The organism is Streptomyces sp. CLCI03, from assembly GCF_053615355.1.
Map to the genome: position 1 here is coordinate 7,272,513 of NZ_CM132132.1, position 25,176 is coordinate 7,297,688.

The 25,176-nt window shown below is 72.6% G+C and carries 19 protein-coding genes; 15 read left to right on the forward strand and 4 right to left on the reverse strand.

From position 1 onward, the window contains the following. Window positions 1-4: 4 nt before the first annotated feature. Together ACWG52_RS33495 and ACWG52_RS33500 are read left to right on the forward strand one after the other, a co-directional pair. A complete protein-coding gene (locus ACWG52_RS33495) occupies window positions 5-2,116 on the forward strand; it encodes a serine/threonine-protein kinase (RefSeq protein WP_389807007.1) in 2,112 nt (703 codons plus the stop codon). Beyond that, window positions 2,113-3,681 carry a phytoene desaturase family protein gene (locus tag ACWG52_RS33500; RefSeq protein WP_389807006.1) on the forward strand — a complete coding sequence of 523 codons (1,569 nt, stop codon included), beginning with the start codon at window positions 2,113-2,115 and terminating at the stop codon, window positions 3,679-3,681. The genes ACWG52_RS33495 and ACWG52_RS33500 overlap by 4 nt, the downstream gene beginning before the upstream one ends. A gap of 58 nt (window positions 3,682-3,739) precedes the next feature. On the opposite strand, the gene ACWG52_RS33505 is transcribed toward ACWG52_RS33500, so the two are convergent. Next, window positions 3,740-4,579 (reverse strand): LysR family transcriptional regulator, encoded by an 840-nt coding sequence (locus ACWG52_RS33505; protein WP_390136242.1) that lies wholly within the window; start codon window positions 4,577-4,579, stop codon window positions 3,740-3,742. A 105-nt stretch (window positions 4,580-4,684) separates the two neighbouring features. On the opposite strand from ACWG52_RS33505, the gene ACWG52_RS33510 reads away from it, so the two are divergent. Then, complete coding sequence (locus tag ACWG52_RS33510) at window positions 4,685-5,410, forward strand: SDR family oxidoreductase (protein WP_389807004.1); 726 nt, start codon at window positions 4,685-4,687, stop codon at window positions 5,408-5,410. Between the two features lie 326 nt (window positions 5,411-5,736). Then, window positions 5,737-6,144, forward strand: a complete 408-nt coding sequence (locus tag ACWG52_RS33515) for a PPOX class F420-dependent oxidoreductase (protein WP_389807003.1) — start codon at window positions 5,737-5,739, stop codon at window positions 6,142-6,144. A 105-nt stretch (window positions 6,145-6,249) separates the two neighbouring features. Here ACWG52_RS33515 and ACWG52_RS33520 read toward each other — a convergent pair whose 3' ends face one another. Beyond that, complete coding sequence (locus ACWG52_RS33520; RefSeq protein ID WP_389807002.1) at window positions 6,250-6,699, reverse strand: nitroreductase family deazaflavin-dependent oxidoreductase; 450 nt, start codon at window positions 6,697-6,699, stop codon at window positions 6,250-6,252. Window positions 6,700-6,739: 40 nt separating this feature from the next. Beyond that, complete coding sequence (locus tag ACWG52_RS33525; RefSeq protein WP_389807001.1) at window positions 6,740-7,948, reverse strand: FAD-dependent monooxygenase; 1,209 nt, start codon at window positions 7,946-7,948, stop codon at window positions 6,740-6,742. 97 nt (window positions 7,949-8,045) lie between these two features. On the opposite strand from ACWG52_RS33525, the gene ACWG52_RS33530 reads away from it, so the two are divergent. The 4 genes from ACWG52_RS33530 (at window position 8,046) to ACWG52_RS33545 (ending at window position 11,652) form a co-directional block, all read left to right on the forward strand. After that, window positions 8,046-8,759: a TetR/AcrR family transcriptional regulator gene (locus ACWG52_RS33530; protein ID WP_389807000.1), complete on the forward strand. Its 714-nt coding sequence runs from the start codon at window positions 8,046-8,048 to the stop codon at window positions 8,757-8,759. Between the two features lie 424 nt (window positions 8,760-9,183). Beyond that, window positions 9,184-10,587 (forward strand): alpha/beta hydrolase family protein, encoded by a 1,404-nt coding sequence (locus ACWG52_RS33535; protein WP_389806999.1) that lies wholly within the window; start codon window positions 9,184-9,186, stop codon window positions 10,585-10,587. Window positions 10,588-10,722: 135 nt separating this feature from the next. Then, window positions 10,723-11,268, forward strand: a complete 546-nt coding sequence (locus ACWG52_RS33540) for a hypothetical protein (RefSeq protein ID WP_453126779.1) — start codon at window positions 10,723-10,725, stop codon at window positions 11,266-11,268. 9 nt (window positions 11,269-11,277) lie between these two features. Further along, window positions 11,278-11,652: a VOC family protein gene (locus ACWG52_RS33545; protein WP_389806997.1), complete on the forward strand. Its 375-nt coding sequence runs from the start codon at window positions 11,278-11,280 to the stop codon at window positions 11,650-11,652. A 22-nt stretch (window positions 11,653-11,674) separates the two neighbouring features. On the opposite strand, the gene ACWG52_RS33550 is transcribed toward ACWG52_RS33545, so the two are convergent. Then, complete coding sequence (locus tag ACWG52_RS33550) at window positions 11,675-13,594, reverse strand: serine hydrolase (protein WP_453126782.1); 1,920 nt, start codon at window positions 13,592-13,594, stop codon at window positions 11,675-11,677. A 402-nt stretch (window positions 13,595-13,996) separates the two neighbouring features. On the opposite strand from ACWG52_RS33550, the gene ACWG52_RS33555 reads away from it, so the two are divergent. The 7 genes from ACWG52_RS33555 to ACWG52_RS33585 all read left to right on the forward strand — a co-directional run bounded on the left by ACWG52_RS33555 (window position 13,997) and on the right by ACWG52_RS33585 (window position 25,166). Beyond that, on the forward strand, window positions 13,997-15,112 hold the full coding sequence (locus ACWG52_RS33555) for a nitronate monooxygenase (protein ID WP_389806995.1): 1,116 nt from the start codon (window positions 13,997-13,999) through the stop codon (window positions 15,110-15,112). 5 nt (window positions 15,113-15,117) lie between these two features. Next, the gene (locus tag ACWG52_RS33560) at window positions 15,118-16,701 is read left to right on the forward strand and encodes an acyl-CoA synthetase (RefSeq protein WP_389806994.1); all 1,584 of its coding nucleotides are present in this window, start codon (window positions 15,118-15,120) and stop codon (window positions 16,699-16,701) included. 312 nt (window positions 16,702-17,013) lie between these two features. Beyond that, window positions 17,014-18,117: a calcium:proton antiporter gene (locus tag ACWG52_RS33565; protein ID WP_389806993.1), complete on the forward strand. Its 1,104-nt coding sequence runs from the start codon at window positions 17,014-17,016 to the stop codon at window positions 18,115-18,117. 118 nt (window positions 18,118-18,235) lie between these two features. Further along, a complete protein-coding gene (locus ACWG52_RS33570) occupies window positions 18,236-18,832 on the forward strand; it encodes a hypothetical protein (protein ID WP_453126784.1) in 597 nt (198 codons plus the stop codon). Between the two features lie 450 nt (window positions 18,833-19,282). After that, complete coding sequence (locus ACWG52_RS33575) at window positions 19,283-19,480, forward strand: hypothetical protein (protein ID WP_453126786.1); 198 nt, start codon at window positions 19,283-19,285, stop codon at window positions 19,478-19,480. A 252-nt stretch (window positions 19,481-19,732) separates the two neighbouring features. Further along, window positions 19,733-20,011, forward strand: coding sequence for a hypothetical protein (locus ACWG52_RS33580; protein WP_453126788.1), 279 nt, complete (start codon window positions 19,733-19,735; stop codon window positions 20,009-20,011). A gap of 319 nt (window positions 20,012-20,330) precedes the next feature. Continuing rightward, entirely contained in the window at window positions 20,331-25,166 is a 4,836-nt protein-coding gene (locus ACWG52_RS33585; RefSeq protein WP_453126789.1) for an RHS repeat-associated core domain-containing protein, read from the forward strand. Window positions 25,167-25,176 lie beyond the last annotated feature (10 nt).

Below are 25,176 nucleotides of genomic sequence, written 5' to 3' on the forward strand. Positions count from 1 at the left end.
AGACATGGCGGAGTCCAGACTGATCCAGGGCCGGTACCGGTCGCTCGATCTGATCGGGCGCGGCGGCATGGGCGAGGTATGGCGCGCCCGGGACGAATCGCTGGGCCGACAGGTCGCCGTGAAGTGCCTCAAGCCGATCGGTGCCGAGCAGGACGCCCACTTCACCCAGGTGCTCCGCGAGCGGTTCCGGCGCGAGGCGCGCGTGGCCGCCTCCCTCCAGCACCGCGGAGTCACCGTCGTCCACGACTTCGGTGACGACAGCGCCGCCGGCGGCCCCCTGTACCTCGTCATGGAGCTCCTGGAAGGCCGCAATCTCAGCCAACTCCTGGAGGACAACGACACCCGCCCGCTCCCCGTGGACGTCGTCGTCGACATCGCCGAGCAGATGGCCGCCGCCCTCGGCTACACCCACGACCAAGGCGTCGTCCACCGCGACCTGAAGCCCGCCAACATCATGCGGCTCACCGACGGCACCGTGAAGATCTGCGACTTCGGCATCGCCCGCCTCGCCCACGACATCGGCTTCACCGCCAAGCTCACCGGCGGCGGCATGGCCATGGGCACCCCGCACTACATGTCGCCCGAACAGATCGCGGGCGGCGAGGTCGACCACCGCAGCGACCTCTACTCCTTCGGCTGCGTCCTGTACGAGATCGCCACCGGCGCCCCGCCCTTCGACCTCGGCGACTCCTGGTCGGTCCTGGTCGGCCACCGCGACAACGCGCCCGTACCGCTGCGCGAGCACCGCCCCGAGCTGCCCGGCTACTTCGACGAGGTGGTCCTCGACCTGCTCGCCAAGCGTCCCGAGGACCGGCCCGGCGACGCCCGCCACGTGCACCGCCGGCTCGTCGAGGCACGGCTGGGCCCGGGCGGGCTGCCCGGCGCCCAGGCCCCGCTCCCGCCCTGGGCCCGCGGCATGACCGCCGGCCGCAAGGCCGGGATCGACGCACGGCCCGCGAGCGGCGAATGGGCCGTGCTCACCGGAGCCTGGACGGCCGCGCGCCCCGCCGGCCGGTCGCCGGTGCCGCGCCCGCGCGGCGCATACCCCCCGGTCCACCCCGGCACCACCACCATCGTGCGACCCGCGCCCGCCGAGGACCCGCGGCTCACCGCCGCGTACGGCTTCCCGCGCCCCGCCGGCCCGCGCGGCAGCGGCCCCGACGCCCTCGCCGCCGGACACGCGCGCGCGTACGCGCTCAGCCGCGAGGGCCGGCCCGCGGAAGCGCTCGCCGGGTACACGGCCGTCGCCGAGGGGCGCACCCGGGTCCTCGGCGCCGATCACGCCGACACCCTCGCGGCGCGCCAGGAGACGGCGTACGAACTGGGCCGGCTCGGCCGCCACCAGGAGGCGCACGACGTCTACCGCGCGGTGCTCGTCGCCCGCGAGCGCACGATGGGCCCGCTCCACCCCGACACCCTGCGCTGCCGGCACAACCTGGCCTGCGCGCTGGGCGCCCTGGGCCGGTTCGCGGACGCCCACGCCACCGCCGCCGAGGTCGCCGCCGACCGGGCGGCCGTCCTGGGCGCCGAGCACGCGGACACCCTGCTGACCCGGTACGAGGCGGCGTACGCGCTCGGTCGCCTGGACCGCTGGCAGGAAGCCCTGGTCGCCTTCCACGAGGTCGGCCTCGTACGGGAACGGGTGCTCGGCCGCGACCACCCCGACACGCTGGCCGCCCGCTACGAGATCGGCATCGCCCTCGGCCGCACCGGGAGGAGCGCCCAGGCCCTCGACCTGTTCCGGGCCCTGGTCCGCGACCGCACCCGCGCCTACGGGGTCACCGACCCCGAGACGCTGCGCGCCCGGCACGTCCTCGGGGTCAACCTGGGCCGTCTGGAGCGTTGGGAGGAAGCCGTGGCCGAGGCCCGTCAGGTGGGTGCCCTACGGGCCGAGGTGCTCGGCCCCGAGCACCCGGACACCCTGGTCAGCCGCCGGGAACTCGCCGGAGGGCTGGGCCGGCTGGGCCGCTGGGACGAGGCGCTGCCCATCTACCGCGACCTCTCCGGAATCCGCGAACGGTCCCTCGGCGACGAACATCCCGACACGGTCCTGGCCCACGCCGACGAGGCACACTGTCTGGAGCGGCTCGGCCAGGTGTGCTACCAAGAGCCATGACGACCTTCGGGCGGGACGTGTACGACGACGTGATCGTGGGCGGTGGGCACAACGGCCTGGTGGCCGCCGCGTACCTGGCTCGGGCCGGCCGCTCGGTGCTGGTCCTGGAACGGCTGGGGAACACGGGAGGGGCGGCCATCTCCAGCCGTCCCTTCGTGGGCGTCGACGCCAGACTCTCGCGCTACTCCTACCTCGTCTCCCTCCTCCCGTCGAAGATCGTGCGCGACCTCGACCTGCGGTTCGCGGTACGCCGCCGGACGATCTCCTCGTACACGCCCACCGAGCGCGGCGGGCGGCCCGGCGGACTGCTCGTCGGCGGCGGCGAGCGGCGCACCCGGGAGTCCTTCGCGCGACTGACCGGCTCGGAGCGGGAGTACGAGAACTGGCGCGCCTTCTACGGGACCACCGGGCGGGTCGCGGAGAAGGTGTTCCCGACCTTGACGGAGCCGCTGCCCACACGGGCGGAACTGCGGGCCCGGATCGACGACGAGGCCGCCTGGCGGATGCTCTTCGAGGAACCCCTCGGGCAGGCCGTGGAACGGAACTTCGCCGACGACCTGGTCCGCGGCGTGGTCCTCACGGACGGCCTGATCGGCACCTTCGCGGACGCCCACGACCCCTCCCTCGCGCAGAACCGCTGCTTCCTCTACCACGTCATCGGCGGCGGCACCGGCGACTGGGACGTGCCCGTCGGCGGCATGGGCGCGCTGACGGACGCCCTCGCGGCGGCGGCCCGGGCGGCCGGAGCCGAGATCGCGACCGGCCACGAGGTGCTGCGGATCGACACGGACGGGGTCGCCCCGGCCGAGGTGGTGTTCCGTACGGCGGCCGGGGAGGGCCGGGTCGTCGGCCGTACCGTCCTGGTGAACGCCTCGCCGAAGGCCCTGGCCGAACTCCTCGGCGAGACCCCGCCCGCAGGCGCGGCCGCGGCTCCGGAGGGCGCCCAGCTGAAGGTCAACATGCTGCTGCGCCGACTGCCCCGGCTCCGGGACACCTCGGTGGACCCGAGCGAGGCCTTCGGCGGCACGTTCCACATCGCCGAGGGCTACGCCGAGCTCGCCCGGGCCTACGCGGAGGCCGCCTCCGGCGAACTGCCCTCCGTACCGCCCTCGGAGATCTACTGCCACTCGCTGACCGACCCGACGATCCTCGGCCCGGAACTGGTGGAGCAGGGCTACCAGACCCTGACCCTCTTCGGTCTGCACGCCCCGGCCCGGCTCTTCGAGAAGGACAACCAGCAGGCCCGCGAGGTGCTCCTGACGGCGACCCTCGCCCAACTCGACGCGCACCTCGCCGAACCGCTCACCGACTGCCTCGCCTTCGACGCGGACGGCCGCCCGTGCATCGAGGCGAAGACCCCGCTGGACCTGGAACGCGAACTGCGGCTGCCCGGCGGCCACATCTTCCACCGCGACCTGTCCTGGCCCTACGCCGACCAGGGCGGCCGGTGGGGCGTGGAGACCGCCCACCGCAATGTCCTGCTGTGCGGGGCGGGCGCGGTCCGAGGCGGCGGTGTCAGCGGGGTCCCCGGGCACAACGCGGCGATGGCGGTACTCGGGCACTAGGGGGCTTGACTGATCGGCAGGGCACGCCCTGGGTCGTCTCTTTCGGACCGTGCCGTCGTCAGAGGCGCGTCGCGGTGCGGACCAGGTCGGCGACGGCCTTGGATCTGCTGTGCGGTGGCCAGGCGATGACGGTCGTGACCGTCGGTGCGTCCACCACCGGCACCGTCGCGTGGTCGTCGCGCAGGTGGGCTCGGAGGGACTCGGGCACGACCGCGCAGGCCCGTCCGAGCGCGATCAGCTGGAACAGCTGGGTGTGGTCGCGCACCTGAGGGCCAGGTCCGTCCGAACAGCCCCCGCCCCGTCGAGGCCAGCGCGGCAGGGGCAGGTCCGGCAGGGCGGTGACCTCGGCCATCGACACATGGGGTCGGTCGGCCAAGGGGTGCCCCGCGGGCAGCACCACGACCTGCTGTTCGGCGCGCAGTTCCTCGATGTCGAGTCCGGCCGTCGTGTCGAAGGGCCGCTGGAGCAGAGCGACGTCGGCCCGCCCGTCGCGCAGCAGCCCTTCCTGCTCCCCGGGCCCGCACAGCACCACCTCGACGGCGACCGCGCCGGGCTCGGCGGCGTAGGCGTCCAGCAGCTTCGACAACAGTTCGCCGGCCGCTCCGGCTTTCGTCGCCAGCACCACACCGGGCCGTTCGGCAGCCGCGCGGCGGGTGCGGCGCTCGGCGGCCTCGACCGCGGCGAGCGCGGCCCGGGCCTCCCGCAGAAGCACCGACCCGGCCTCGGTCAAGGAGACCGCGCGAGCGGTGCGGTGCAGCAGAACCACTCCGAGCCGCCGCTCCAGCTGCTGGATCGCCCGGGACAGAGGTGGTTGCGCCATGGCGAGCCGCTGCGCCGCCCGCCCGAAGTGCAACTCCTCCGCGACGGCGACGAAGTATCGCAACTCCCGCGTCTCCACCGCATCATCGTATCCGCCGCTGACCAGGACCGATATCCGCGGGGTATCGCCACCCACCGAGTCGGTCTTGGACGCCCCACACGCGTCCGCACCACGATGGATCACATGACTGAACAGACGATCGCGCTGGTGACCGGCGCGAACAAAGGAATCGGATACGAGATCGCGGCGGGCCTGGGCGCCCTCGGCTGGCGCATCGGCGTGGGCGCGCGGGATCAACAGCGCCGCGACACCGCGGTGGAGAAGCTGCGCGCGGCCGGGACGGACGCCTTCGGCGTCCCGCTCGACGTGGCGGACGACACGAGTGTGGCCGCCGCGGCCGAGCTGATCGCCGACCGGGTCGGAAGGCTGGACGTCCTGGTCAACAACGCCGCGATCACCGGTGGTTCGCCGCAGACGCCCACCACGGTCGATCCCGCGACGGTACGAGCCGTCGTGGAGACCAACGTGATCGGGGTCATCCGCGTCACCAACGCGATGCTGCCCCTGCTGCGCGGTTCGACATCGCCGCGGATCGTGAACATGTCCAGCAGCGTCGGCTCGCTCACCCTGCAGACCACGCCCGGCATCGACATGGGCCCGGTGCCCACCGCGTACTTGGCGTCGAAGACCTTCCTCAACGCCGTTACCGTCCAATACGCCAAGGAGCTGAGGGACACCGACATCCTGATCAACTCCGGTTGTCCCGGCTTCACCGCCACCGACCTCAACGGCTTCCAGGGCGTCCGCACCCCCCAGCAGGGCGCGGCGATCGCGATTCACCTCGCGACCCTGCCCGACGACGGACCGACCGGCGGATTCTTCGACGACGCCGGAACCGTGTCCTGGTGACGGGCTGAGGGGCTGACCGGCCAGGCGGGCCGCTCAGCTCCACGGCCGCAGGGCGCTCCAGGTGCCACCGGTCGCCGAGAAGACCAGGTCCGAGCCCTCGAAGACCTCCCGCGCGTTCTGCGGGGAGCCGTCGCGGCGCGGCCACGCCCCGGCCCGAAGGCGGCCGGTGCGGTGCGAGATCGCTCGGCCGGACGGGTGGATCGTGCCTGCCGCGTCCGCCCGCCGGGCCCCCGTGGTGGCGCCGGTTTTGCAGGCTGTCCGTTGCCGGTCCCCTCCGAGGCCAGTCGGCCCGGGGAGGGCAGTCAGCCGAGGGAAGGAACCGCCGCGTGTCCGCCGCACTCTCCGACGACCTGAAGAAGCTCATCGACGACAGCCCGGTCTTCGCGACCGTGGCCACGATCCAGCCGGACGGCAGCCCGCAACTGTCGATCACCTGGCTCACCCGGGACGGCGACGACCTGCTGGTCTCCACGACGGTCGGCCGCCGCAAGGAGAAGAACCTGCGCGCGGACCCGCGGGTCACCGTCATGATCAACCCGGCGGACGCGCCGTACTCCTACGCCGAGGTCCGCGGCACGGCCCACCTGACCACGGAGGGTGGGCAGGAGCTGATCGACGAGCTGTCGCGCAAGTACACGGGCAAGGCCTACGCCGACTTCAACCCGGCGTCGAAGGAGGACGCCCAGCGCGTCGTCGTGCGCGTCACCCCGCGCAAGGTCGTCGGCTCGATCTGACGCGTCCCGGACGGGCCGACGGGAGGAAGACTCCCGTGGGCCCGTTCCCGCGGTGCGCGCCCCGGCCCGTGCACGCGCCTTCGGGCACGGGCCGGGCCGTCGTGGTCATCCGGTGGGTTCGATGACGACGATCGGGATCTCGCGGTCCGTCTTGGACTGGTACTCGTCGTACGCGGGCCAGTGCCCGACCATCACCGGCCAGTACGCGGCGCGTTCCTCGGGGGTGGCGGTACGCGCCGTGCCCTGCATGATCTTCGTGCCGACCTGGATGCGGACCGTGGGGTGCTCGGAGAGGTTGCGGTACCAGAGCGGGTGCGCGGGGTCGCCGCCCTTGGACGCGACGACCAGGTAATTGCCGTCGGCCTCGCCGTAGATGAGCGGGGTCCGCACCGGCTTGCCGGACACCCGGCCCAGGGTGGTCAGCAGGAGGGTCTGGGTGCCGTTCCAGTACTGGCCCTCCGAGCCGCCCGAGCCCGCGTAGAGCTTGACGTGGTCCAGCTGCCAGGTGCCCTCCCTGGGGTCGGTCGGGTGGTCCCAGTCGATGTCGGTCGTCATGTGTCTGTGCCTGCCTTCGCGTCGGAACAGTCGGCGAACCTCACCAACGAGCACCAACGCCCTTGGGCACGGTGTCCATTCCGTCCGGGAGCGCGAATCCGTCGAACAGCGCAGCCATCGCCCGGGTGGTGACATGGGCCGGGGTGGCCCGGACGGCGAGGTCGCGGACGGCCACGCCGAGGGGGTGGCGAAGGGCGGCGACCCGCCCGGCCCGGCGGGCGCGGACGCGGATGGCGTCGGTGCGGGCGCAGCGGGCCGCGCTGTAGGCGGCGAGGGCGGCCGGGACCTGCGCGGGGCCGGCGTCGGCCAGCAGGTGGCCGAGGACCGCGGCGTCCTCGACGGCCTGGCAGCCGCCCTGACCCAGGTTGGGGGTCATGGCGTGGGCGGCGTCGCCGAGCCAGGCCAGGCGTCCGTGATGGAAGCGGGGGAGCGGCGCGGCCAGGTCGTACAGGTCGTGCTGGAGCACGGCCGCCGGGTCGATCCGGTCCAGCAGGGCCGGGATCGGGTCGTGCCACGTGCCGTAGCGGCGTAGGAGTTCGGCGCGGACGTCGGCGGGACGGTGGCCCGCGGGGACGACGGCGGTGGCGTAGAGGTAGGTCCGGCCGTCGGCGAGCGGGACCACGCCGAAGCGCTCGCCGCGGCCCCAGGTCTCGGCGGTCGCCGTCCCGGCCAGGTGCGCGGCGGCCGGCAGGACCGTGCGCCAGGCGGTCTCGCCGCTGTGGCGCAGGCCGGGGTGGCCCGGGAAGTACTGGCGGCGCAGCGGGCTGTGGATGCCGTCGGCGGCGATGACCAGGTCGGCGCCGTCGAGGTCGCCGGCGTCGGTGCGGACCACGGGGGAGCCGTCGGCGTCGTCGACGGAGGTGACGGCGACGCCGTAGCGGATCGCGGTGGTGGGAAGGGCGGCGGCCAAGGCGTCGGCGAGGGCCGAGCGGTGCAGGGCGAGCGGCGGGCCGCCGAAGCGGGCGCTCAGGGCGGCGGTGTCGGCGCGGCTGAGCCAGCGGCCGTCCGGGCGGCGCAGGCCCATCGCGGCGGGGACGGCGCGGCCCGCCGCGCGGGCGATGTCGAAGCCGATGGTGTCGAAGGCGCGCAGGGCGTTGGGGGCGAGCACGATCCCGGCGCCGACGGCGGTCGGCCCGGCCGCCCGCTCGCACACGGTGACCCGCCAACCGTGCCGGTGCAGGGCCAGGGCCGCGGTGAGCCCGCCGATCCCCGCGCCCGCCACGACCGCGTGTCGCTGAACCGTCGACATGACGAGTCCCCCGTTTCCTCTTCCTCGGTTCTCCTCCACCGGATCCTCTACATGTGTAGAGTCCGATGCCGTCACTCTACAGCTGTAGAGTGGCCTGATGTCCACCCCCCGTACGGGCCCGCCCGCGGCGGACCGCAGAACGCTGATCGCCGACACCGCGATCGACCTCGTCGCCGCCGCCGGGCTCCGGGGCCTGACCCACCGCGCGGTCGACGGTGCGGCGAGGCTGCCGGCCGGGAGCACCTCGTACTACTTCCGTACGAGGACGGCGCTGATCGGGGCCTGCTACGCGCGACTGGCCGAGCTGGACCTCGGCGACGTCGGCGAGCTCAGTGGCTTCGGCGAGGTCGGCGATGCGGGCGGCGAGGTCGGCGATGGCGAGGTCGGCGAGGTCGGCGGCGAAGGCCCGTCCCGGCCTTCGCCCCCGCCCCCGCCCCAGCCCGGGCTCGCGCCGGTGGACCGGGAGGCGGCGGCGGCCGCGTTGGCCGGGTTGCTGCACCGCTGGCTGACGGTGGGCCGCGCCCGCCAGCTGGCCCGCTTCGAGCTGAGCCTCGAAGCGGCCCGCAACCCCGAACTGGAGGCGGACTTCCACCGGGCCGGTCAGGGGGCCCGGGCCCGCGCCACGGCCATCCTCATCGCCCTCGGGGCGCGGCGGCCCGAGGAGGCCGCCGAACTGCTGGTCGCCTGGACGGACGGACTGCTCTACGACCGGCTGGCCGGCGCCCTCGCACGCTCCCGATCGGCCCCGGACCTCCCGGAACTGACCTCCATCACCCGGCGGATGCTCGACGCGGTCCTCGCCGAGGGCTGACCCCGGCGGTGCCGCCGGAAACCGCCGGCCCGGCCGGGAACTTCCCGGATTGGTTGACCGTTCATCCAGGTGTGGGACCGCGCGCCCACCCTCACACGCCCAGGCCGGCCACCCCCCCGGTCGGCCCGGGCCCGCCCCGATCGGCCTCCCCCCCCGGCCGGTCGGGGCCCATACGTACGCTGGGCCGCGTGCGATCGTCGCCGCCGTCCTTCCGCCGAGGCGGTCGGGGTGGGGAAACCCGCCCCCGCATACCCCGGACGGCGCAAGAGCGCCCGCCCCCGGAAGACCGCGCCACCACCCCGGCCCCCGGCCCCGCCACCTGCCGCGCACGACGACGGCCGGGGTACGGACGGCGGGCTCGGCGCGGACCGCGCGCGGCGGGACGGCAGGCCGGCGCGCCGGGTCGGCGCTACGTTCCGGAGGCATGAACCGCATACCTGGTGATCGGCACACCGGCCCCACCCGACGCGCCCTGCTCACCGCCGGGGCCGGTGCGGCCCTCGCTGCGGGTTGCGCGCGCGGCGGCGCCTCCGGCGCTCCGGCGGCGGAGTCCAGCGGCACCGCCACCCCCACCGCGGCCGCCGGCGGTCTCACCCCCGGCGTGATGACCCTGTTCAAGGACCCGGGCTACAACTTCAACGGGCTCCTCGCGCTCGGTGCCTCGGGCGCCGGCGCCGCCGAGGTCGGCGAGGTCCTCACGGCCGTGAACGCGATCAACGACTCGGGACTGGGCGCCCAGTCGTACGTGAAGACCTTCCGTGCCCTCGGTGACCAGCTGCTGAAGGCACCTCCGGGCGCGCCGGCGGACACCCGGACCAAGCAGTTCCGGGCGCTGCGCGCCGCCCAGTACTACGGCCAGGCGCTCTTCTTCGTCCTCGGGTCGGACGACCCCGGCAGCGAGGAACAGCTCTACAAGGCGGGGCGTGGAGCCTGGGACACCTTCTGTGACCTGTGCGAGCCCGCGCCGGTGAAGGCGAACGTCCCCTACGGCAGCACGCCGCTGCCGGTGTGGTTCTTCCGCCCCGACACGAGCGGCAGCCCCCGCCCGACGGTGATCCTCACGAACGGGAGCGACGGCCAGAACGTGGACATGTGGACCTACGGGGTCCCGGCCGCGCTGGACCGTGGCTGGAACGCGCTCGTCTACGACGGGCCGGGCCAGGGACAGCTGCTCTTCGTGGACCAGGTGGTGTTCACGCCCACCTGGGAGAAGGTCGTCACCCCTCTCGTCGACTGGCTGTCCGCCCGCCCCGACGTGGACCCTGGCCGGATCGCCCTGACGGGCCTGAGCATGGCGGGCGACCTCGCCCCGCGGGCGGCCGCCTTCGAGTCCCGGATCGCCGCGCTGGTCGCCATGCCCGGCTGTGTGGAGCCGTGGCTGGGCTTCCCGCCCGAGATCCGGCAGATCCTCACCCCCGACAAGCAGGAGACGAACGACATCTGGAACAAGGAGGTCGTCCCCGAACTGCCTCCGGACGCGGCCGACGTGATGAAGAAGCGCTTCGAGCCCTTCTCGATCCCGGCCATGCTCGAAGCGCGGCAGGGCAAGCTGTTCACCGACTTCTACACGCCCGCCACCCGCATCCAGGCGCTGACCATCACCGATGTCGTCGGCCGGATCAAGGCCCCCACCCTGGTACTGGACTACGAGGGCGAGCAGTTCTACCCCGGCCAGCCGCGCCGCATGTACGACGCCCTCACCTCGCCCAAGGACTACCTGAAACTGACGGCCGCCGAAGGCGCGCAGCTGCACTGCTCCCCGATGGCCCCGCAGCTGCACTGCGAAGTCGTCTTCGACTGGCTCCAGAAGACGCTCCCGGACCGCTGACGAACGGCTCCCGCTCCAGGGGGCGCGGTTCCGGCCGGACACGAACCGCCGGCGACCGCGTCGACTCCGCATCAGGGGAACGTCGCCACCCGCCCGTGGCGACGACACCGGCCCTCGGAGCGGAGCAGTACAGCCATGGCGACCATCGCGGTGACCGGCCACGTGAACCTCACCGCGGCGAGCGTCGCGCCGGTCGAGGAGGCGCTGCGCACGCTGCTCGGCCGCTACCCGGCCGCGGAGCTCACCGGCATGTCCTGCCTGGCCCCCGGCGCCGACACCGTCTTCGGGCATGCCGTACTCGCCCTGGGCGGGCGGCTGGTGGCGGTGCTCCCCTCGGACGACTACGGGGCGCGGATGCGGGAGGGCCCGGACGCCGTCGCCTTCGACCGCCTCGTCGAGGCCGCCGCCGAGGTCGAGGTCATGCCGTACCGAAGGGCCGGCACGGATGCCTACGCCGCCGCCGACCGACTCCTGCTCGGCCGGGCCGAACTCCTGGTCGCGGTGTGGGACGGCGGGCCCGGCGGCAGGCAGGGCGGGACGGGCCACACGGTGGCCGCGGCCCGTGCGCGGGGGCTACCGGTGGAGGTCGTCCGGCCGGCCGGCGCCGCCCGCCAGGACCCCGCCCGAGGCAAGCGTCGGCGCCGTTCCCCGATCTCCTCCGCTCGACAGGACAGGACTTAGGATCCGACCATGATCGCTGAACTGCAGTGCGTGGTCCTGGACTGCCCCGATCCGCAGTCGCTCGCCGAGTTCTACCGTTCCCTGCTGGGCGGCAACGTCAACCAGCAGGACCGGCGTTGGGCGCTCGACGAGAGCTGGGCGACGCTCCACACGCCCTCGGGCCCGGTCCTCGCCTTCCAGCAGGCCCTGAACCACGTGCCCCCGCGTTGGCCCGACCCCACCCGGCCGCAGCAGTTCCACCTGGACCTGGGCGTCCCGGACCTGGACCGGGCCCAGGAGGAGGTACTGGCGGCCGGCGGGACTCTGCTCGACGGCTCGGACGGGCGCGGCTGGCGCGTCTACGCGGACCCGGCGGGGCACCCCTTCTGCCTGGTCCGCCACTGAGCCACCTACCCGGTCGGAGCGGTCAGTCCGTCGATCGGGTCCACCCGATGGCCTCGATGCGGTCGGCGTCCGCCGGGCGGTCCTCCGCGAAGAGCAGCCGGCCCGGTTCCGCCACACGGACGACGTCCACGTAGGCCCCGCGCCCTACGTAGCGGCCGGTCGCGGTGTGGCGGAAGCGCAGCCGTACCTCGCGTCCCGCCCAGGCGGCCGTGAGGGGGGCTTCGAGGCGGTGCCAGACGCGGCCCGACCAGCCGCTCACGGAGCCCCGCGGCCACTGTTCGGGCGCGCCGCCGGTGGACCGCAGCGTGCTGAAGGGCAGCGGCTCCCAGTGCTCCCCGTCGGCGGAGGCCTCCAGGTGCAGGGCGCCCTCGCCCGGCACCGTGTCCCACCACACGGCGCAGCGCAGCCGGGCGGCGGCCGTGGCCGGGCCGAGCGGCGGCAGCGTGAGGGTGCCCGAGGCGCCGGGCAGGATGCCGGAGAACCAGGCCGCGCCGCCGTGCCGGGTGCGGACCGGGACGGCGCGGGCGAAGCGGTTGCCGACCGCGACCCGCGGCGCGCTGCCGGCCCGCCAGGTCCGCACGGGGTGGACGGAGTTGCCGAGCAGGATCAGGAACGAGTCGGTGGAGGGGTCCAGGACCAGGGAGGTGCCGGTGAAGCCGGTGTGCCCGGCGGAGTGCGGGGTGGCCATGGCGCCCATGTACCAGTGCTGGTAGAGCTCGAAGCCGAGGCCGTGGTCGTCACCGGGGAAGGCCGTGTTGTAGTCGGTGAAGAGCAGCTCGACGGAGGCGGGGCGCAGGATGCGCTTGCCCGCGTAGACCCCGCCGTCGAGGAGGGTGCGGGCCAGGACGGCCAGGTCCCAGGCGGTGCCGAAGACCCCGGCGTGGCCCGCGACGCCGCCGAGCGCGTACGCGTTCTCGTCGTGGACCTCGCCCCACACCAACCCGCGGTCCAGGCCGGACCAGGGCGGGCGCTGGACCTCGGTGGCGGCGATCACACGGCGCCAGGAGAGCGGTGGGTTGTAACGAGTGCGGTGCATCCCGAGCGGAGCGGTGATCTCGTCGCGGAGCAGCGTGTCCAGAGTGCGACCGGTGATCCGTTCCAGGAGCAGTTGCAGCGCGATGAGGTTGAGGTCGGAGTACCGGTAGACGGTCCCCGGGGTCTCCTGCGGTCGGACCGACCACAGAAGCCTCAGTCGCCCCTCCCGCGTGGACTCCTGGTAGAAGGGCGCCCAGGAACGCAACCCCGAGGTGTGCGTGAGCAGCTGGCGGACCGTGATGATCTCCTTGCCGCCGCCGACGAACTCCGGCAGGTACCGGCGCACCGGAGCCTCCAGCTCCAGGCGCCCGCGTTCCATCTGCTGCACCGCCAGGACGGAGGTGAACAGCTTGGTCAGCGAGGCCAGGTCGAAGACGGTGTCCTCGGACATCGCGATCCGCTCGGCCGCCGGGAACTCCCGGACCCGGTCGGCCCGGCCGTCGTAGTCCGCGTACCGGACCGCGTACCCCATGGCGCGGTGCAGGGCGATGGTGCGGCCGCGGCCGGCCAGGACCACCGCCCCGGCGTAGTAAGGGTGTTCGGGGGAGGGGCCCAGGAAGCGCCGGGCCTCGTCCGCGACTCCTTCCAGGTGCTGCTCCGACAGGCCCGCCTGGCGCGCCGACCCGTACCGCAGTCGCAGCCCCTGGAGCGCGCGCCGTTCGGCGGGACCGCCCGCGGCGCCGGCGGAGCCCGGGAGCGCCGCGTGCAGGACGAGCACCCCGCCCAGCGCGAGCAACCGCGCGCCGAGCCGCCGCCGGTTCAGCCCGCGGCCCGGTGTGGCCACGCCGTCGCCTCCCTCGGCTCCCTCGCTTCCCTCTCCACGGTCGTGCGGTCGCTCACGACCGATGTCGTCCGGCCGTTCCGTGCCGACCTCCGCCACCGCTTCGGCCCCCGTGTCCGCTGCCATGTCCGGTCCTCCTCGTCCGCAACCCGCGCCCACAACACCCGCACCCGCCGTGCGCATTCCGCGCCCGCAGCCCCGCTGTCCGCACGGCTCCCGCGGCCGCCGCGGGCGGACCGTCGTCCTCCGGGCGTGCCGAGTGCCGGCCCGCCTCTACGCCGGCCCGCCGCTCCGCCCGGAGCCCGCGTGTCCGCGTGCCCGGCCCGCGACCCGTACCGGTCGAGCGCGCCGCGAACGGACCGGCCGGCCGGAGCCCGGTACCCGTCGAGCGCGCCGCAGGCGATCCGCACGGTAGTGGGTATCTGCCCGCCCATCGGGCACCCTCCGCACCGACCGACCCGTAAAGAATCTGACACTGCATCAGAAAATCTCTTCCCTCGGCCGGCGGGCTGCGGCATCCTGCCGCCCATGGAGACGGAGCTGAGCAAGAAACTGGGAGTCGAGCACGCCATCTTCGGCTTCACGCCCTTCCCGGCGGTCGCCGCTGCCATCACCCGCGCGGGCGGTTTCGGTGTGCTCGGCGCGGTCCGCTACACGGCCCCCGACGACCTGAAGCGCGACCTCGACTGGATGCAGGCGCACACCGACGGCAAGCCCTACGGCCTCGATGTCGTCATGCCCGCCAAAAAGGCCGTCGACGGCATCTCCGAGGCCGACATCGAGGCGATGATCCCGGCCGCCCATCGCGCCTTCGTCCGCGACACCCTCGCCAAGCACCACGTGCCCGAGCTCGCCGAGGGCGAGGCCTCCGGTTGGCGGATCACCGGCTGGATGGAGCAGGTCGCCAGGAGCCAGCTCGACGTCGCCTTCGACTACCCGATCAAACTCCTGGCGAACGCCCTCGGTTCGCCGCCCGCCGACGTCATCGCGCGCGCCCACGACCACGGCGTCCTCGTCGCCGCCCTCGCCGGCAGTGCCAAGCACGCCCGCCGCCACGTCGACGCCGGCATCGACATCGTCGTCGCCCAGGGCTACGAGGCCGGAGGCCACACCGGCGACATCGCCACCATGGTCCTGGTGCCCGAGATCGTCGAGGCCGTCGCCCCCCTCCCGGTCCTCGCCGCCGGCGGCATCGGCAGCGGCGAGCAGATCGCCGCCGGCCTCGCCCTCGGCGCCCAGGGCGCCTGGCTCGGCTCGCTCTGGCTCACCACCACCGAGGCGGACCTCCACTCGCGCGCCCTCACCGAGAAACTGCTCGCCGCCGGCTCCGGCGACACCGTCCGCTCCCGCGCCCTCACCGGCAAGCCCGCCCGCCAGCTGCGCACCGAGTGGACCGACGCCTGGGACGACCCGGCGGGTCCGGGCGCGCTCCCCATGCCGCTCCAGGGCCTGCTCGTCGCCGAGGCCGTCTCCCGGATCCAGAGGTACGAGATCGCGCCCCTGCTCGGTACCCCCGTCGGCCAGATCGTCGGCCGGATGACCGAGGAACGCGGCGTCCAGGCCGTCTTCGACGACCTCACCAGCGGCTTCGAGAGGACGATCGACCGCATAAACCGCATCGCCGGCCGAGTCCGAGAGGCGTGACCGACATGACCGCGACGACGTCCACGACCCCCGCCACCGACCAGCAGCCGCCCAACGGCTTCTGGGCCCAGGCCGCCGCCGACCCCGGGCGCACCGTACTCGTGACCCCCGAGGGCGAGGAATGGAGCGCCGGCCGGCTGCACGCCGACGTCAACCGTCTCGTCCACGGCCTGCGCGCCGCCGGACTGGAGAAGGGGGACGTCTTCGCCGTCGTCCTCCCCAACGGCGTCGAGTTCCTCACCGCCTACCTGGCCGCCTCGCAGGCGGGCTTCTACCTCGTTCCCGTCAACCACCACCTCGTGGGCCCCGAGATCGCCTGGATCGTCTCGGATTCCGGCGCCAAGGTCCTCATCGCCCACGAGCGCTTCGCCGAGGCCGCCACGGCCGCCGCCGACGAGGCGGCCCTGCCCGCGAGCCACCGCTACGCCGTCGGAGCGGTCGCCGGCTTCCGCCCGTACGCGCAGCTCCTCGACGGGCAGCCCGCGACCGTCCCCGAGGGCCGCACGCTGGGCTGGGTCATGAACTACACCTCCGGCACCACCGGTCGCCCGCGCGGCATCCGCCGCCCGCTGCCCGGCAAGCTCCCGGAGGAGACGTACCTGGGCGGCTTCCTCGGTATCTTCGGCATCCGCCCCTTCGACGGCAACGTCCACCTGGTCTGCTCGCCGCTCTACCACACGGCCGTCCTCCAATTCGCGGGCGCGGCCCTGCACATCGGGCATCCGCTGGTCCTGATGGACAAGTGGACCCCGCAGGAGATGCTCCGCCTGATCGACGGCCATGCCTGCACGCACACCCACATGGTGCCGACCCAGTTCCACCGCCTCCTGGCCCTCCCGCAGGAGACGAAGGACGCGTACGACGTCTCCTCGATGCGGCACGCCATCCACGGCGCCGCGCCCTGCCCCGACCACGTCAAACGGGCGATGATCGACTGGTGGGGCCGGTGCGTGGAGGAGTACTACGCGGCCAGCGAGGGCGGCGGCGCCTTCGCGACCGCCGAGGACTGGCTGAAGAAGCCGGGAACGGTCGGCAAGGCCTGGCCGATCAGCGAACTCGCCATCTTCGACGACGACGGCAACCGGCTGCCCCCCGGCGAACTGGGCACCGTCTACCTCAAGATGAACACCGGCGGCTTCAGCTACCACAAGGACGAGGGCAAGACGCGGAAGAACCGCATCGGCGACTTCTTCACCGTCGGCGACCTCGGCCTGATGGACGAGGAGGGCTACCTCTTCCTCCGCGACCGCAAGATCGACATGATCATCTCCGGCGGGGTCAACATCTACCCCGCCGAGATCGAGTCGGCCCTGCTCACCCACCCGGCCGTCGCCGACGCCGCCGCCTTCGGCATCCCGCACGCCGACTGGGGCGAGCAGGTCAAGGCGGTCGTCGAACCGGCCGAGGGTTTCGTGGCGGGCGACGCCCTGGCCGCGGAGATCCTGCACCACTGCGAGCGACAGCTCGCCGGCTACAAGCGCCCCAAGACGGTCGACTTCATCGAGACGATGCCGCGCGACCCGAACGGCAAGCTCTACAAGCGGCGGCTGCGCGACCCCTACTGGGAGGGCCACGACCGCGCGATGTGACGGTACGCGCCGACCGCGCCCCCCGGGGGGCCGACCGGCGGGAATCCCGGCCGTCCGTTCCGGGGCGCAGGTCCGGCCGCCGCCCCGGGCCGGCCGGCGAGCCGGCGCACCGAGGCCGCGGCCCGTCCGCCCGGACCACCCAGGTGCTCCCCGGCCGGTCCGGGCGTCCGCGGCACCCCGCGTACGGCCGCTCGGCACCCGCGCGCTCGCCCCCCCCCGCCACGCCCGGGATCGCGTGAGAAATGCCACGAGAGGCGCCAGGAGGCGCGCCTTGCGCCGCACCGTCGGGACAATTCTGGCAACTTGGCCGATATGAGTACGGCAACCCGCAGATCGTTCCTGACCGACTGGACCGTCGTCGTCCCCGTCGTCGCGCTCGTCGCGCTCGTCTTCAGCTGGGGACGGGACCTACCGGGATTCGCGGTGGCGCTCGTCGCGCTCTGTCTCGCGGGCGCGGTGCTCGCGGCCGTCCACCACGCCGAGGTCGTCGCCCACCGCGTCGGCGAACCCTTCGGCTCCCTCGTCCTCGCCGTGGCGGTCACCGTGATCGAGGTGGCGCTCATCGTCACCCTGATGGCCGACGGCGGCGACAAGACCGCCTCCCTGGCCAGGGACACCGTCTTCGCCGCCGTCATGATCACCTGCAACGGCATCGTCGGCATCTCCCTGCTCGTCGGCGCCCTACGCAACCGGGTCGCCGTGTTCAACCCCGAGGGCTCCGGGGCCGCCCTGGCCACCGTCGCGACCCTGGCCACCCTCAGTCTGGTCCTGCCGACGTTCACCACCAGCAAGCCGGGACCGGAGTTCTCCACGGCACAGCTCACCTTCGCAGCCGTCGCCTCGCTCGCCCTGTACGGGCTCTTCGTCGCCGTCCAGACGGTCCGTCACCGCAGCTACTTCCTGCCCGTGGACACCGGCGGCGGTGCGGCCGGCGGCGAGGAACACGCCGACCCGCCCACCGCCCGCGCCGCCTTCGTCAGCCTCGCCCTGCTGCTGATCGCGCTCGTCGCCGTGGTGGGCGACGCCAAGGCCGTGTCCCCGACCATCGAGCGGGCCGTCGCGGCCGCCGGACTGCCCCAGGCGGTCGTCGGTGTGATCATCGCCCTGCTCGTGCTGCTGCCCGAGACCCTCGCCGCCGTCCGGGCCGCCCGCCGCGACCGCGTCCAGACCAGCCTCAACCTCGCCTACGGATCCGCGATCGCCAGCATCGGCCTGACCATTCCGGCGATCGCCCTCGCCTCGATCTGGCTCTCCGGCCCGCTCCTGCTCGGCCTCGGCCCGATCCACATGGTGCTGCTCGCCCTCACCGTCGTGGTCAGCGCCCTCACCATCGTCCCCGGGCGCGCCACACTGCTCCAGGGCGGAGTCCACATCGTGCTGCTGGCCGCGTACCTCTTCCTGGCGGTCAGCCCTTAGGCCGTGTTCCGGTTCCGGATCACGAGGGTGGTCGGCAGCCGCCGGCGTGCTCGGCCTCTTGTCGGACACCGCTGTTACGTTGACGTGAGGATCTTGCTTCGGCCTCTGGAGGGGGCGTATGTACGACGAACGGCTCGCCGAGTTCTCCCGCGAGCGGCTGGACGGCCGTCCGGTACCCGACGATCTGCGCGTTCTCCTGGTGGCGCAGTGGGAAGGGCGCACCGACTTCACCCGCCTTCTCGACCTGGACTTCTTCGAGGCAGGAGAGGTTCACCCGCTCCTGGACACCAGCTATCTGAGCGAAACGGAACTCGCGGACCCGGAGATGCAGGCCGTCAACGCCGCAGCCGCGGAGATGGCCACATACGTCAAGCTCGTGGCGAAGGGCGGAAAGGGGTGGATCGGCTACTGGCTGCACCCCGACGAACCCGCGGAACGGGCCTGGCATCTCACGGAATTGGACACCGAGTTCACCTTCTGGGGCATGGTCGGCCGCACCCTGACCGAGGGGGCCGCTGCCGAGCGGGCAAGCTACCAGGACGAGCCCGACGAGCGAATCGCGTTCACCCGGCTGGCCGCCGAACTCGCCGATCTCGGCATCGCGCTGAGCACCCAGGACTACGACGCCCTCGATGACACCGAGTACAGGGTGAGACCGGAGGAACTCATGGAGGAGCTGATCGAAGCCGAACGCGAGAAGCGCGGTCTTCGCTGAGCGGGGCGACGCATGCGCCCCGGGCGCCGCGCGGGAGGAGTACGCCTTGTCGCCGGCCTGTCCGGGGTTGACCACGAACGACAGACAGTGGACGGCGGTGCCGGTCGGCCGACAGATGAACCGTGCAGGTCGGACCGCCGCCGGAGCGGCCGGGGGCAGCCGCCTTCCGTCGCACCGCAACGTCGCGCCGCCGCCGGAGGTGCTCCGCGCTCCGGATCCGGCTCGGCCTCGGCGGCCGTACCCAGGGCGGACAGGATTTCTTCGTCCACGACCGGGCCGGCCGCGTCGTGGTGGGCGCGGGCGGGGGTCGAGTCCACGACGACGTGGCCGGCGGCTTCGGCGATCATCTGAACCACGATCGCTGCTCCGCACAGGCCCTGGTGGAGCCCCCGCACGCTCCGACGTGCCCCCGCGCCAGGCCGCGTCCGGGATGCTCCTTACCCTCCTCCCATGAGCATGGACGTTCCCGAGTACGTGCAGGACCGCGAGCTGGTCGCGGGCGAGGAGCTCGCACGCGAGCCCGCCTTCTGGCTAGCCCATCTGATGCTGACGATCGGCGATCCGGGTGAGCCCTCCGAGCCGTACGGTGTGGACGCGTCCGCCTACGACGAGATGGTGGAGCGCCTCGGCAACCCCGACCTGCCGTGACCGGTACTGCGGCTCCGCTTCGACGGCGGGCACACCGCCTATGCCGTCTACGCCAACGAGGAGGACGAGAACAACGTCGAGTTCTTCGTCCGACACCCCCGATGGGGGCGCCTGGGCCATCTCGGCCAGTGCGGCGCCGACGACGCCCGCCCCGGCCTGTCGTGGACGGAGCTCGTCACCCTCGCCACCAGTACCCAGAACGGTGGCGAAGGCCTGACCGATCCGTCCGAGCGCCTGCTGCTCCTGCTCCCGATGCTCGGCGACGCCGACCTGCCCGCCGAGGCCCCCGACACCGTCGCCCGCGCACTGGCCCACTGCGGGATACGCGCGGACGCCGCCCGGGAACTGGCCGCGACCCTGGTGGGGGAGCCCGACCCGGCCGGTGGGCCACGGTGGGCGGTGACGGAAGCCAACCCGATCCCGGTGTGTTCTTCCCCGTACAGCCCCCGCCGGGTACCGCTCGCCCTGGGCATCACCCCGGATCAGGAACATGCCCTGGCCGCCGCCCTCGGGGCGACGCCGGCGGGGTGACCGACGCGCGCGGGGCGGGCGGCGGCGGGTTCGGCGGGGCGACTCGCCGTCGTTCGCGGACCGGCGCCACCCTCAGCTTCGGCGACGTGAAGACGTCCCCCCACGGCTGGGGGTTGCCCCGGGTGGGTGCCCCGACGGCTCCCAACAGCCCCCGGCGTGCGTAAGAAGAGAGATCTCATGCATGTCGTACGCCCGGATGCAGCTGCGACCCCTTCCTCGGCTGCCCGGATTTGCAGGTGCGGATTACCTGTCAGATCAGTTGCGTGATAGGACTGTTCGATTATCTGAACGGTTCTGACTTGCTGGGGATGAGGTTCACGTGGCTGTCACGGTGCCCGACTGGGCGGACACACTGCTGGACCTGATCGGTGTGGCCTGGCCGAACGTCGACGAGGACGCCTACCGGGCGATGGCCGATTCGCTCCGCGAGTTCGCCGAGGACCTCCTCGACGACGGCCAGCTCGCCAACAACCACGTCGAGCGCCTCCTCTCCGCCAGCAAAGGGGAGTCGATCGAGGCCCTGAACCGGCACTGGAACACGGTCAAGGGCAAACACTTCAAGGACATCGCGGACGCGGCCCGCACCATCGCCGGCGCGATGGACATGGCAGCCGACGCAGTCGAGACGATGAAGTACGCGGCTCTCGTCCAGCTCGGCTACCTCGCAGCCGAAGCCGGCATCGCGCTCTCCCTCATCCCCGTCACCGCGGGCCTGTCCGCCCTGTTCGGCGCGGCCGCGATGCGGCTGACCCAGGAGGTCGTCAAGCGGCTCATCAAGGAGTGCGTCGAGGAAGCCGTCGGCTACATCGTGTCCGCGATGACCGAGCCGGCCGTCGCCGCCCTGGAGGGCATGGCCGCCGACCTCGTCGTCCAGCTGGGCTCGATGGCCCTCGGCTTCCAGGACGGCGTCGACCTCGACCAGACCAAGAACGCGGGCAAGGAAGGCTTCGACGACGGAGTGAAGTCCGGCAAGGAAGCACTCCACCTCGCCTCCGCCGGCGGCTCAGGAGCCGGTGGGGGCGGCGGCACCGGCCTGGTCGACCTCCACATCGAGCACTCCGAGCACGCCCGCGCCGGCACCAGCCTCAACTCCGTCAGTACCAACATCCACGGCAAGACGACCACGCACCTCACCAAGGCCAAGTCCCACCACGGTCGCACCCGCGGCCGCGACTCCATCGCCCAGGCCATCGACCCTGTCGCCGACAAGGCCATGGCGGCCCTGGTCAAGGCCACCAAGGCCATGGGCGACCACGTCGGTACCACCCTCCCCAAGGCCGTCAAGAAGATATCCACCGACCACAAGAAGAACGACGACGCCATCCACGACGCCTTCAACCGCCTGAATCGCAAGAACTCCGGTGGTGGCGACGGGACGGGACCCGGGCGTGACGCGGGTGGAAAGGGCACGGGCAGTGGCGGCGCGGACGGATCGGCCGCCCGGGGCCCCAAGTCCACCCGCGATGTCAAGGACGATCCGCGTCGGAACGGTGTGCCCCTCAACTCGCGTCGCTGTGAGACCGATCCGGTCGACGTGGCCAGCGGTCAGATGGTCCTCGCCCACACCGACCTCGCTCTCCCCGGTGTCCTGCCGCTGCTGCTGCGCCGCACCCACGTCTCCGGGTACGACTACGGCCGCAGCTACGGCCCCGGCTGGGCCTCCACCGTCGACGAGCGCCTGGACATCGACGTCGACGGCCTGGGCGGGAGCGTCTGGGCACGTGAGGACGGCTCGCTGCTGTTCTATCCGCGTCTGCCACGCGACGAGTGCGACGCCGTCCTTCCGGTGGCCTGCTCCCGGCTTCCGCTGCGCCTCGTGGAACGCACCGAGTTCGGCGACGTGACCTACGCGATATCCGATGCGCACTCCGGCCTCACGCGTACCTTCACCGGCAACCCCTACCACGGCACTGCCTGCCACTGGCTGAGCTCCATCAAGGACCGCAACGACAACGCCGTGCACTTCCACCGGGAAGCGGACGGCCGACCGATCTCCGCCACCCACGAAGGGGGCTACCGGGTCGATTTCACCACCGACCCCACGGGCCTCCTTACAGCGCACGCCCTGCGCACGCCCGACGGACAGCAGACGCTCCACACCTTCGGCTACGACGAAGCCGGGAACCTCCGGGCCGTGGCCCACGACGACAGCGCTCCGCTGCTCTTCGACTACGACGGAGCGGGCCGGATCACCTCGTGGACCGATCGCCACGGAGCGGCGTACTCCTACGACTACGACACAGCCGGCCGCGTCGTACGCACCACCGGCCCGGACGGCATGCTCTCGTCCCGGTTCTCCTATGCGACCGATCCGCACCACCCGGACCTGCGCATCACCCGGTTCACGGACTCCACCGGCGCCGTGACCACCCATCACGTCAACGGCCTCGGCCAGGTCGTCGCCGAAACCGACCCGCTCGGACACACCGTGCTGCGGCAATGGGACGGCTTCGACAACCTGCTCGCCAGGACCGACCCGCTGGGCAACACCGCCCGGTTCACCTACGACGACCAGGACAACCTCATCGTCCTCGACTTCCCGGACGGCACAAGGTCCACCGCCCAGTACAACGACCTGAACCTGCTGGTGGGGCTGACCGGCCCCGACGGCGCCACCTGGCGGCAGGAGTACGACGAACGCGGCAACCGGACGGCCGTCCTCGCCCCGGACGGCTCCGTCGCCCGCTTCGGCCACGACGAGAACGGGGCCGTGATCAGCCGTACCGACCCGACGGGTGCGGTCGAACGGCTCACCCGCGATGCCGCCGGCCTCGCCCTCACCCTCTCCGACTCCCTGGGAAACTCCTTCTCGGTCGTACGGGACGCCTTCGGCCGTCCCGTCGAAGGTACTGATCCCCAGGGGGCGGTGACCCGGACCGAATGGAGTCCACAGGGGTGGGCGCTGCGCGCCACCGCGCCCGACGGCGGTGTGGAGAGCTGGACCTGGGACGCCGAGGGCAACTGCACCGCGCACACGGACGCGGCGGGTGACACCACCCATTTCGAGTACGGCCCGTTCGACCTGCTGACCGCGCGCACCGGGGCCGACGGCGCCCGCTACGAGTTCCGGCACGACACCGAGCTGCGACTTGTGCAGGTACGCAATCCCCAAGGCCTCACCTGGGACGACACGTACGACGCGGCCGGGAACATGACGCGAGAGACCGACTTCGACGGCCGAAGCCTCCACTACGCCTACGACGCCGCGGGGCGGATCGTCTCCGTCACAACCCCGACCGGCGAAGTGATCACCAGCGAGTACGACACCTGCGGTCGCGTCACCGGCAAGCACGTGGGCGCCGCATCGACCCGCTACCGGTACGACACGGCGGGACAGCTCACCTCCGCCGTCTCCACGGCGCCGTCCGCCGTGGATCCCGCCACCGCATCCGCCTCTTCCGTCACCCTCGAACGCGATCCACTCGGCCGGATCGTCGCGGAGACGGTGAACGGGCGCACCATGCGATACGCCTACGACGTCGCAGGCCGGGTCGCAGCACGCACCACACCGGGAGGGACCGTCTCCCGGGCCTCCTACGACACGGCAGGCCGACGCAGCAGCCTTCTGGTGGGCGGCCACCACATCGGCTTCGACCGGGACGGCCGGGGACGGGAGCTGACGCGCACCATCGGAACCGATGACCGACCGCTGGTCATCGGTTCCACCTGGGACACCGCCGGCCGGCTCGCCACGCGCCGGGTGACGGCCGGAGACCGGACCTTGCGGTCCCGTGCCTACGGCTACCGCGCGGACGGTCACCTCGACCGCCTCACCGATGAGCTGGACGGCGTGACGGTCCGCTTCGAGATGGACCCGGTCGGCCGCCCGCTCCGGGTCACGGCGGCGAACTGGCAGGAGTCCTACGCCTACGACCTGGCCGGGAACCAGACTGCCGCCGACTGGCCGGACCGCGCGCACCGCATCGAGGGGCGCGGCGAGCGCACGTACCACGGGACACGGCTGCTCGGCGCAGGGAACATCCGGTGCGAGTACGACGAGGCGGGGCGCACCGTGGCCCGGCACCGGACGACCCTGTCGGGCCGCAAGGAAGCGTGGCGGTACACCTGGGACGCGGAGAATCGCATGACCTCCTGCCGGACCCCCGACGGGGTCCTGTGGCGGTACGACTACGACCCGTTGGGGCGCCGGACGGCAAAGCACCGCATGGCACAGGACGACCGGACCGCCGTGCACTCCGTGTACTTCGCCTGGGACGGCAACCGTCTTGCCGAGCAGGTGGACACCGCGCACGCCACGGTCACCACGTGGGAGTACGACGGATACCTCCCGTTGGCTCAGTGGGAACGGCGCCTGCTCGCGCCGGAGACTCCGCCGACCGCCGAGCCGCAGGCCGATCAGCACGCCGACGCACGGTTCTTCGCGATCATCACCGACCTGGTGGGCGCGCCGAGCGAGCTGGTGGACGAGGACGGCCACATCGCCTGGCAGGCTCGGGCCACCGTATGGGGCGCGACGACCTGGAACCGCAACGCGGCCGCCTACACACCGTTGCGCATGCCGGGACAATACGACGACGCCGAGACGGGCCTGTACTACAACCTCCACCGGCACTACGATCCCCAGACCGCCCGCTACGCCAGTCCTGACCCTCTGGGCCTGGGCGCAGCCGCGAACCCCGTCGCGTACGTACTCAACCCGCACCGCTGGTCCGACCCCGAGGGCCTCATCGCCAAGGGCTGCACGGAGCACGGCGGCTGGTACAGCGGCCTGAGCCCGGCCAACCTCAAGAACGCCGACGGTACGCGGCGCACGGATACCAACATGGAGGTCAACCACATCCCGGCGAAGAATGCGTACGCGCACCTGGACGAGCCCGGCTTCAAGACCAACAAGGACGGCGGCGGCGCCGGCATGGGCCCGGCGATCCGGATGGAGTACGACGATCACCGCGGTGTGACGAGCACGGGGTCCAGCGCGGAATCCATCAAGTGGCGTGCCGAGCAACGTGCGCTGATCGATGCCGGCCGGTGGGACCTGGCGATGAAGAAGGACATCGACGAGATCCGGGAGCTGTACGGCGACAAGTACGACACGCACATCGCGGACATGGTCGAGAGCCTCAAGGTGAACAAGAAGTTCCAGAAGATGCTGGAGAAACGAGGCTGGGAAATAGACTACGAAGTGCTCAAGTAGACAATCGGAG

Bases quoted from the DNA above. Each gene is read 5' to 3' on its own strand.
- ACWG52_RS33525 (WP_389807001.1), bottom strand. From the start codon at position 7,948: ATGTCGACGGTTCAGCGACACGCGGTCGTGGCGGGCGCGGGGATCGGC.
- ACWG52_RS33500 (WP_389807006.1), top strand. From the start codon at position 2,113: ATGACGACCTTCGGGCGGGACGTGTACGACGACGTGATCGTGGGCGGT.
- ACWG52_RS33540 (WP_453126779.1), top strand. From the start codon at position 10,723: ATGGCGACCATCGCGGTGACCGGCCACGTGAACCTCACCGCGGCGAGC.
- ACWG52_RS33520 (WP_389807002.1), bottom strand. From the start codon at position 6,699: ATGACGACCGACATCGACTGGGACCACCCGACCGACCCCAGGGAGGGC.
- ACWG52_RS33510 (WP_389807004.1), top strand. From the start codon at position 4,685: ATGACTGAACAGACGATCGCGCTGGTGACCGGCGCGAACAAAGGAATC.
- ACWG52_RS33565 (WP_389806993.1), top strand. From the start codon at position 17,014: ATGAGTACGGCAACCCGCAGATCGTTCCTGACCGACTGGACCGTCGTC.
- ACWG52_RS33575 (WP_453126786.1), top strand. From the start codon at position 19,283: ATGAGCATGGACGTTCCCGAGTACGTGCAGGACCGCGAGCTGGTCGCG.
- ACWG52_RS33495 (WP_389807007.1), top strand. From the start codon at position 5: ATGGCGGAGTCCAGACTGATCCAGGGCCGGTACCGGTCGCTCGATCTG.
- ACWG52_RS33560 (WP_389806994.1), top strand. From the start codon at position 15,118: ATGACCGCGACGACGTCCACGACCCCCGCCACCGACCAGCAGCCGCCC.
- ACWG52_RS33550 (WP_453126782.1), bottom strand. From the start codon at position 13,594: ATGGCAGCGGACACGGGGGCCGAAGCGGTGGCGGAGGTCGGCACGGAA.
- ACWG52_RS33555 (WP_389806995.1), top strand. From the start codon at position 13,997: ATGGAGACGGAGCTGAGCAAGAAACTGGGAGTCGAGCACGCCATCTTC.
- ACWG52_RS33530 (WP_389807000.1), top strand. From the start codon at position 8,046: ATGTCCACCCCCCGTACGGGCCCGCCCGCGGCGGACCGCAGAACGCTG.
- ACWG52_RS33570 (WP_453126784.1), top strand. From the start codon at position 18,236: ATGTACGACGAACGGCTCGCCGAGTTCTCCCGCGAGCGGCTGGACGGC.
- ACWG52_RS33535 (WP_389806999.1), top strand. From the start codon at position 9,184: ATGAACCGCATACCTGGTGATCGGCACACCGGCCCCACCCGACGCGCC.
- ACWG52_RS33580 (WP_453126788.1), top strand. From the start codon at position 19,733: ATGCTCGGCGACGCCGACCTGCCCGCCGAGGCCCCCGACACCGTCGCC.
- ACWG52_RS33545 (WP_389806997.1), top strand. From the start codon at position 11,278: ATGATCGCTGAACTGCAGTGCGTGGTCCTGGACTGCCCCGATCCGCAG.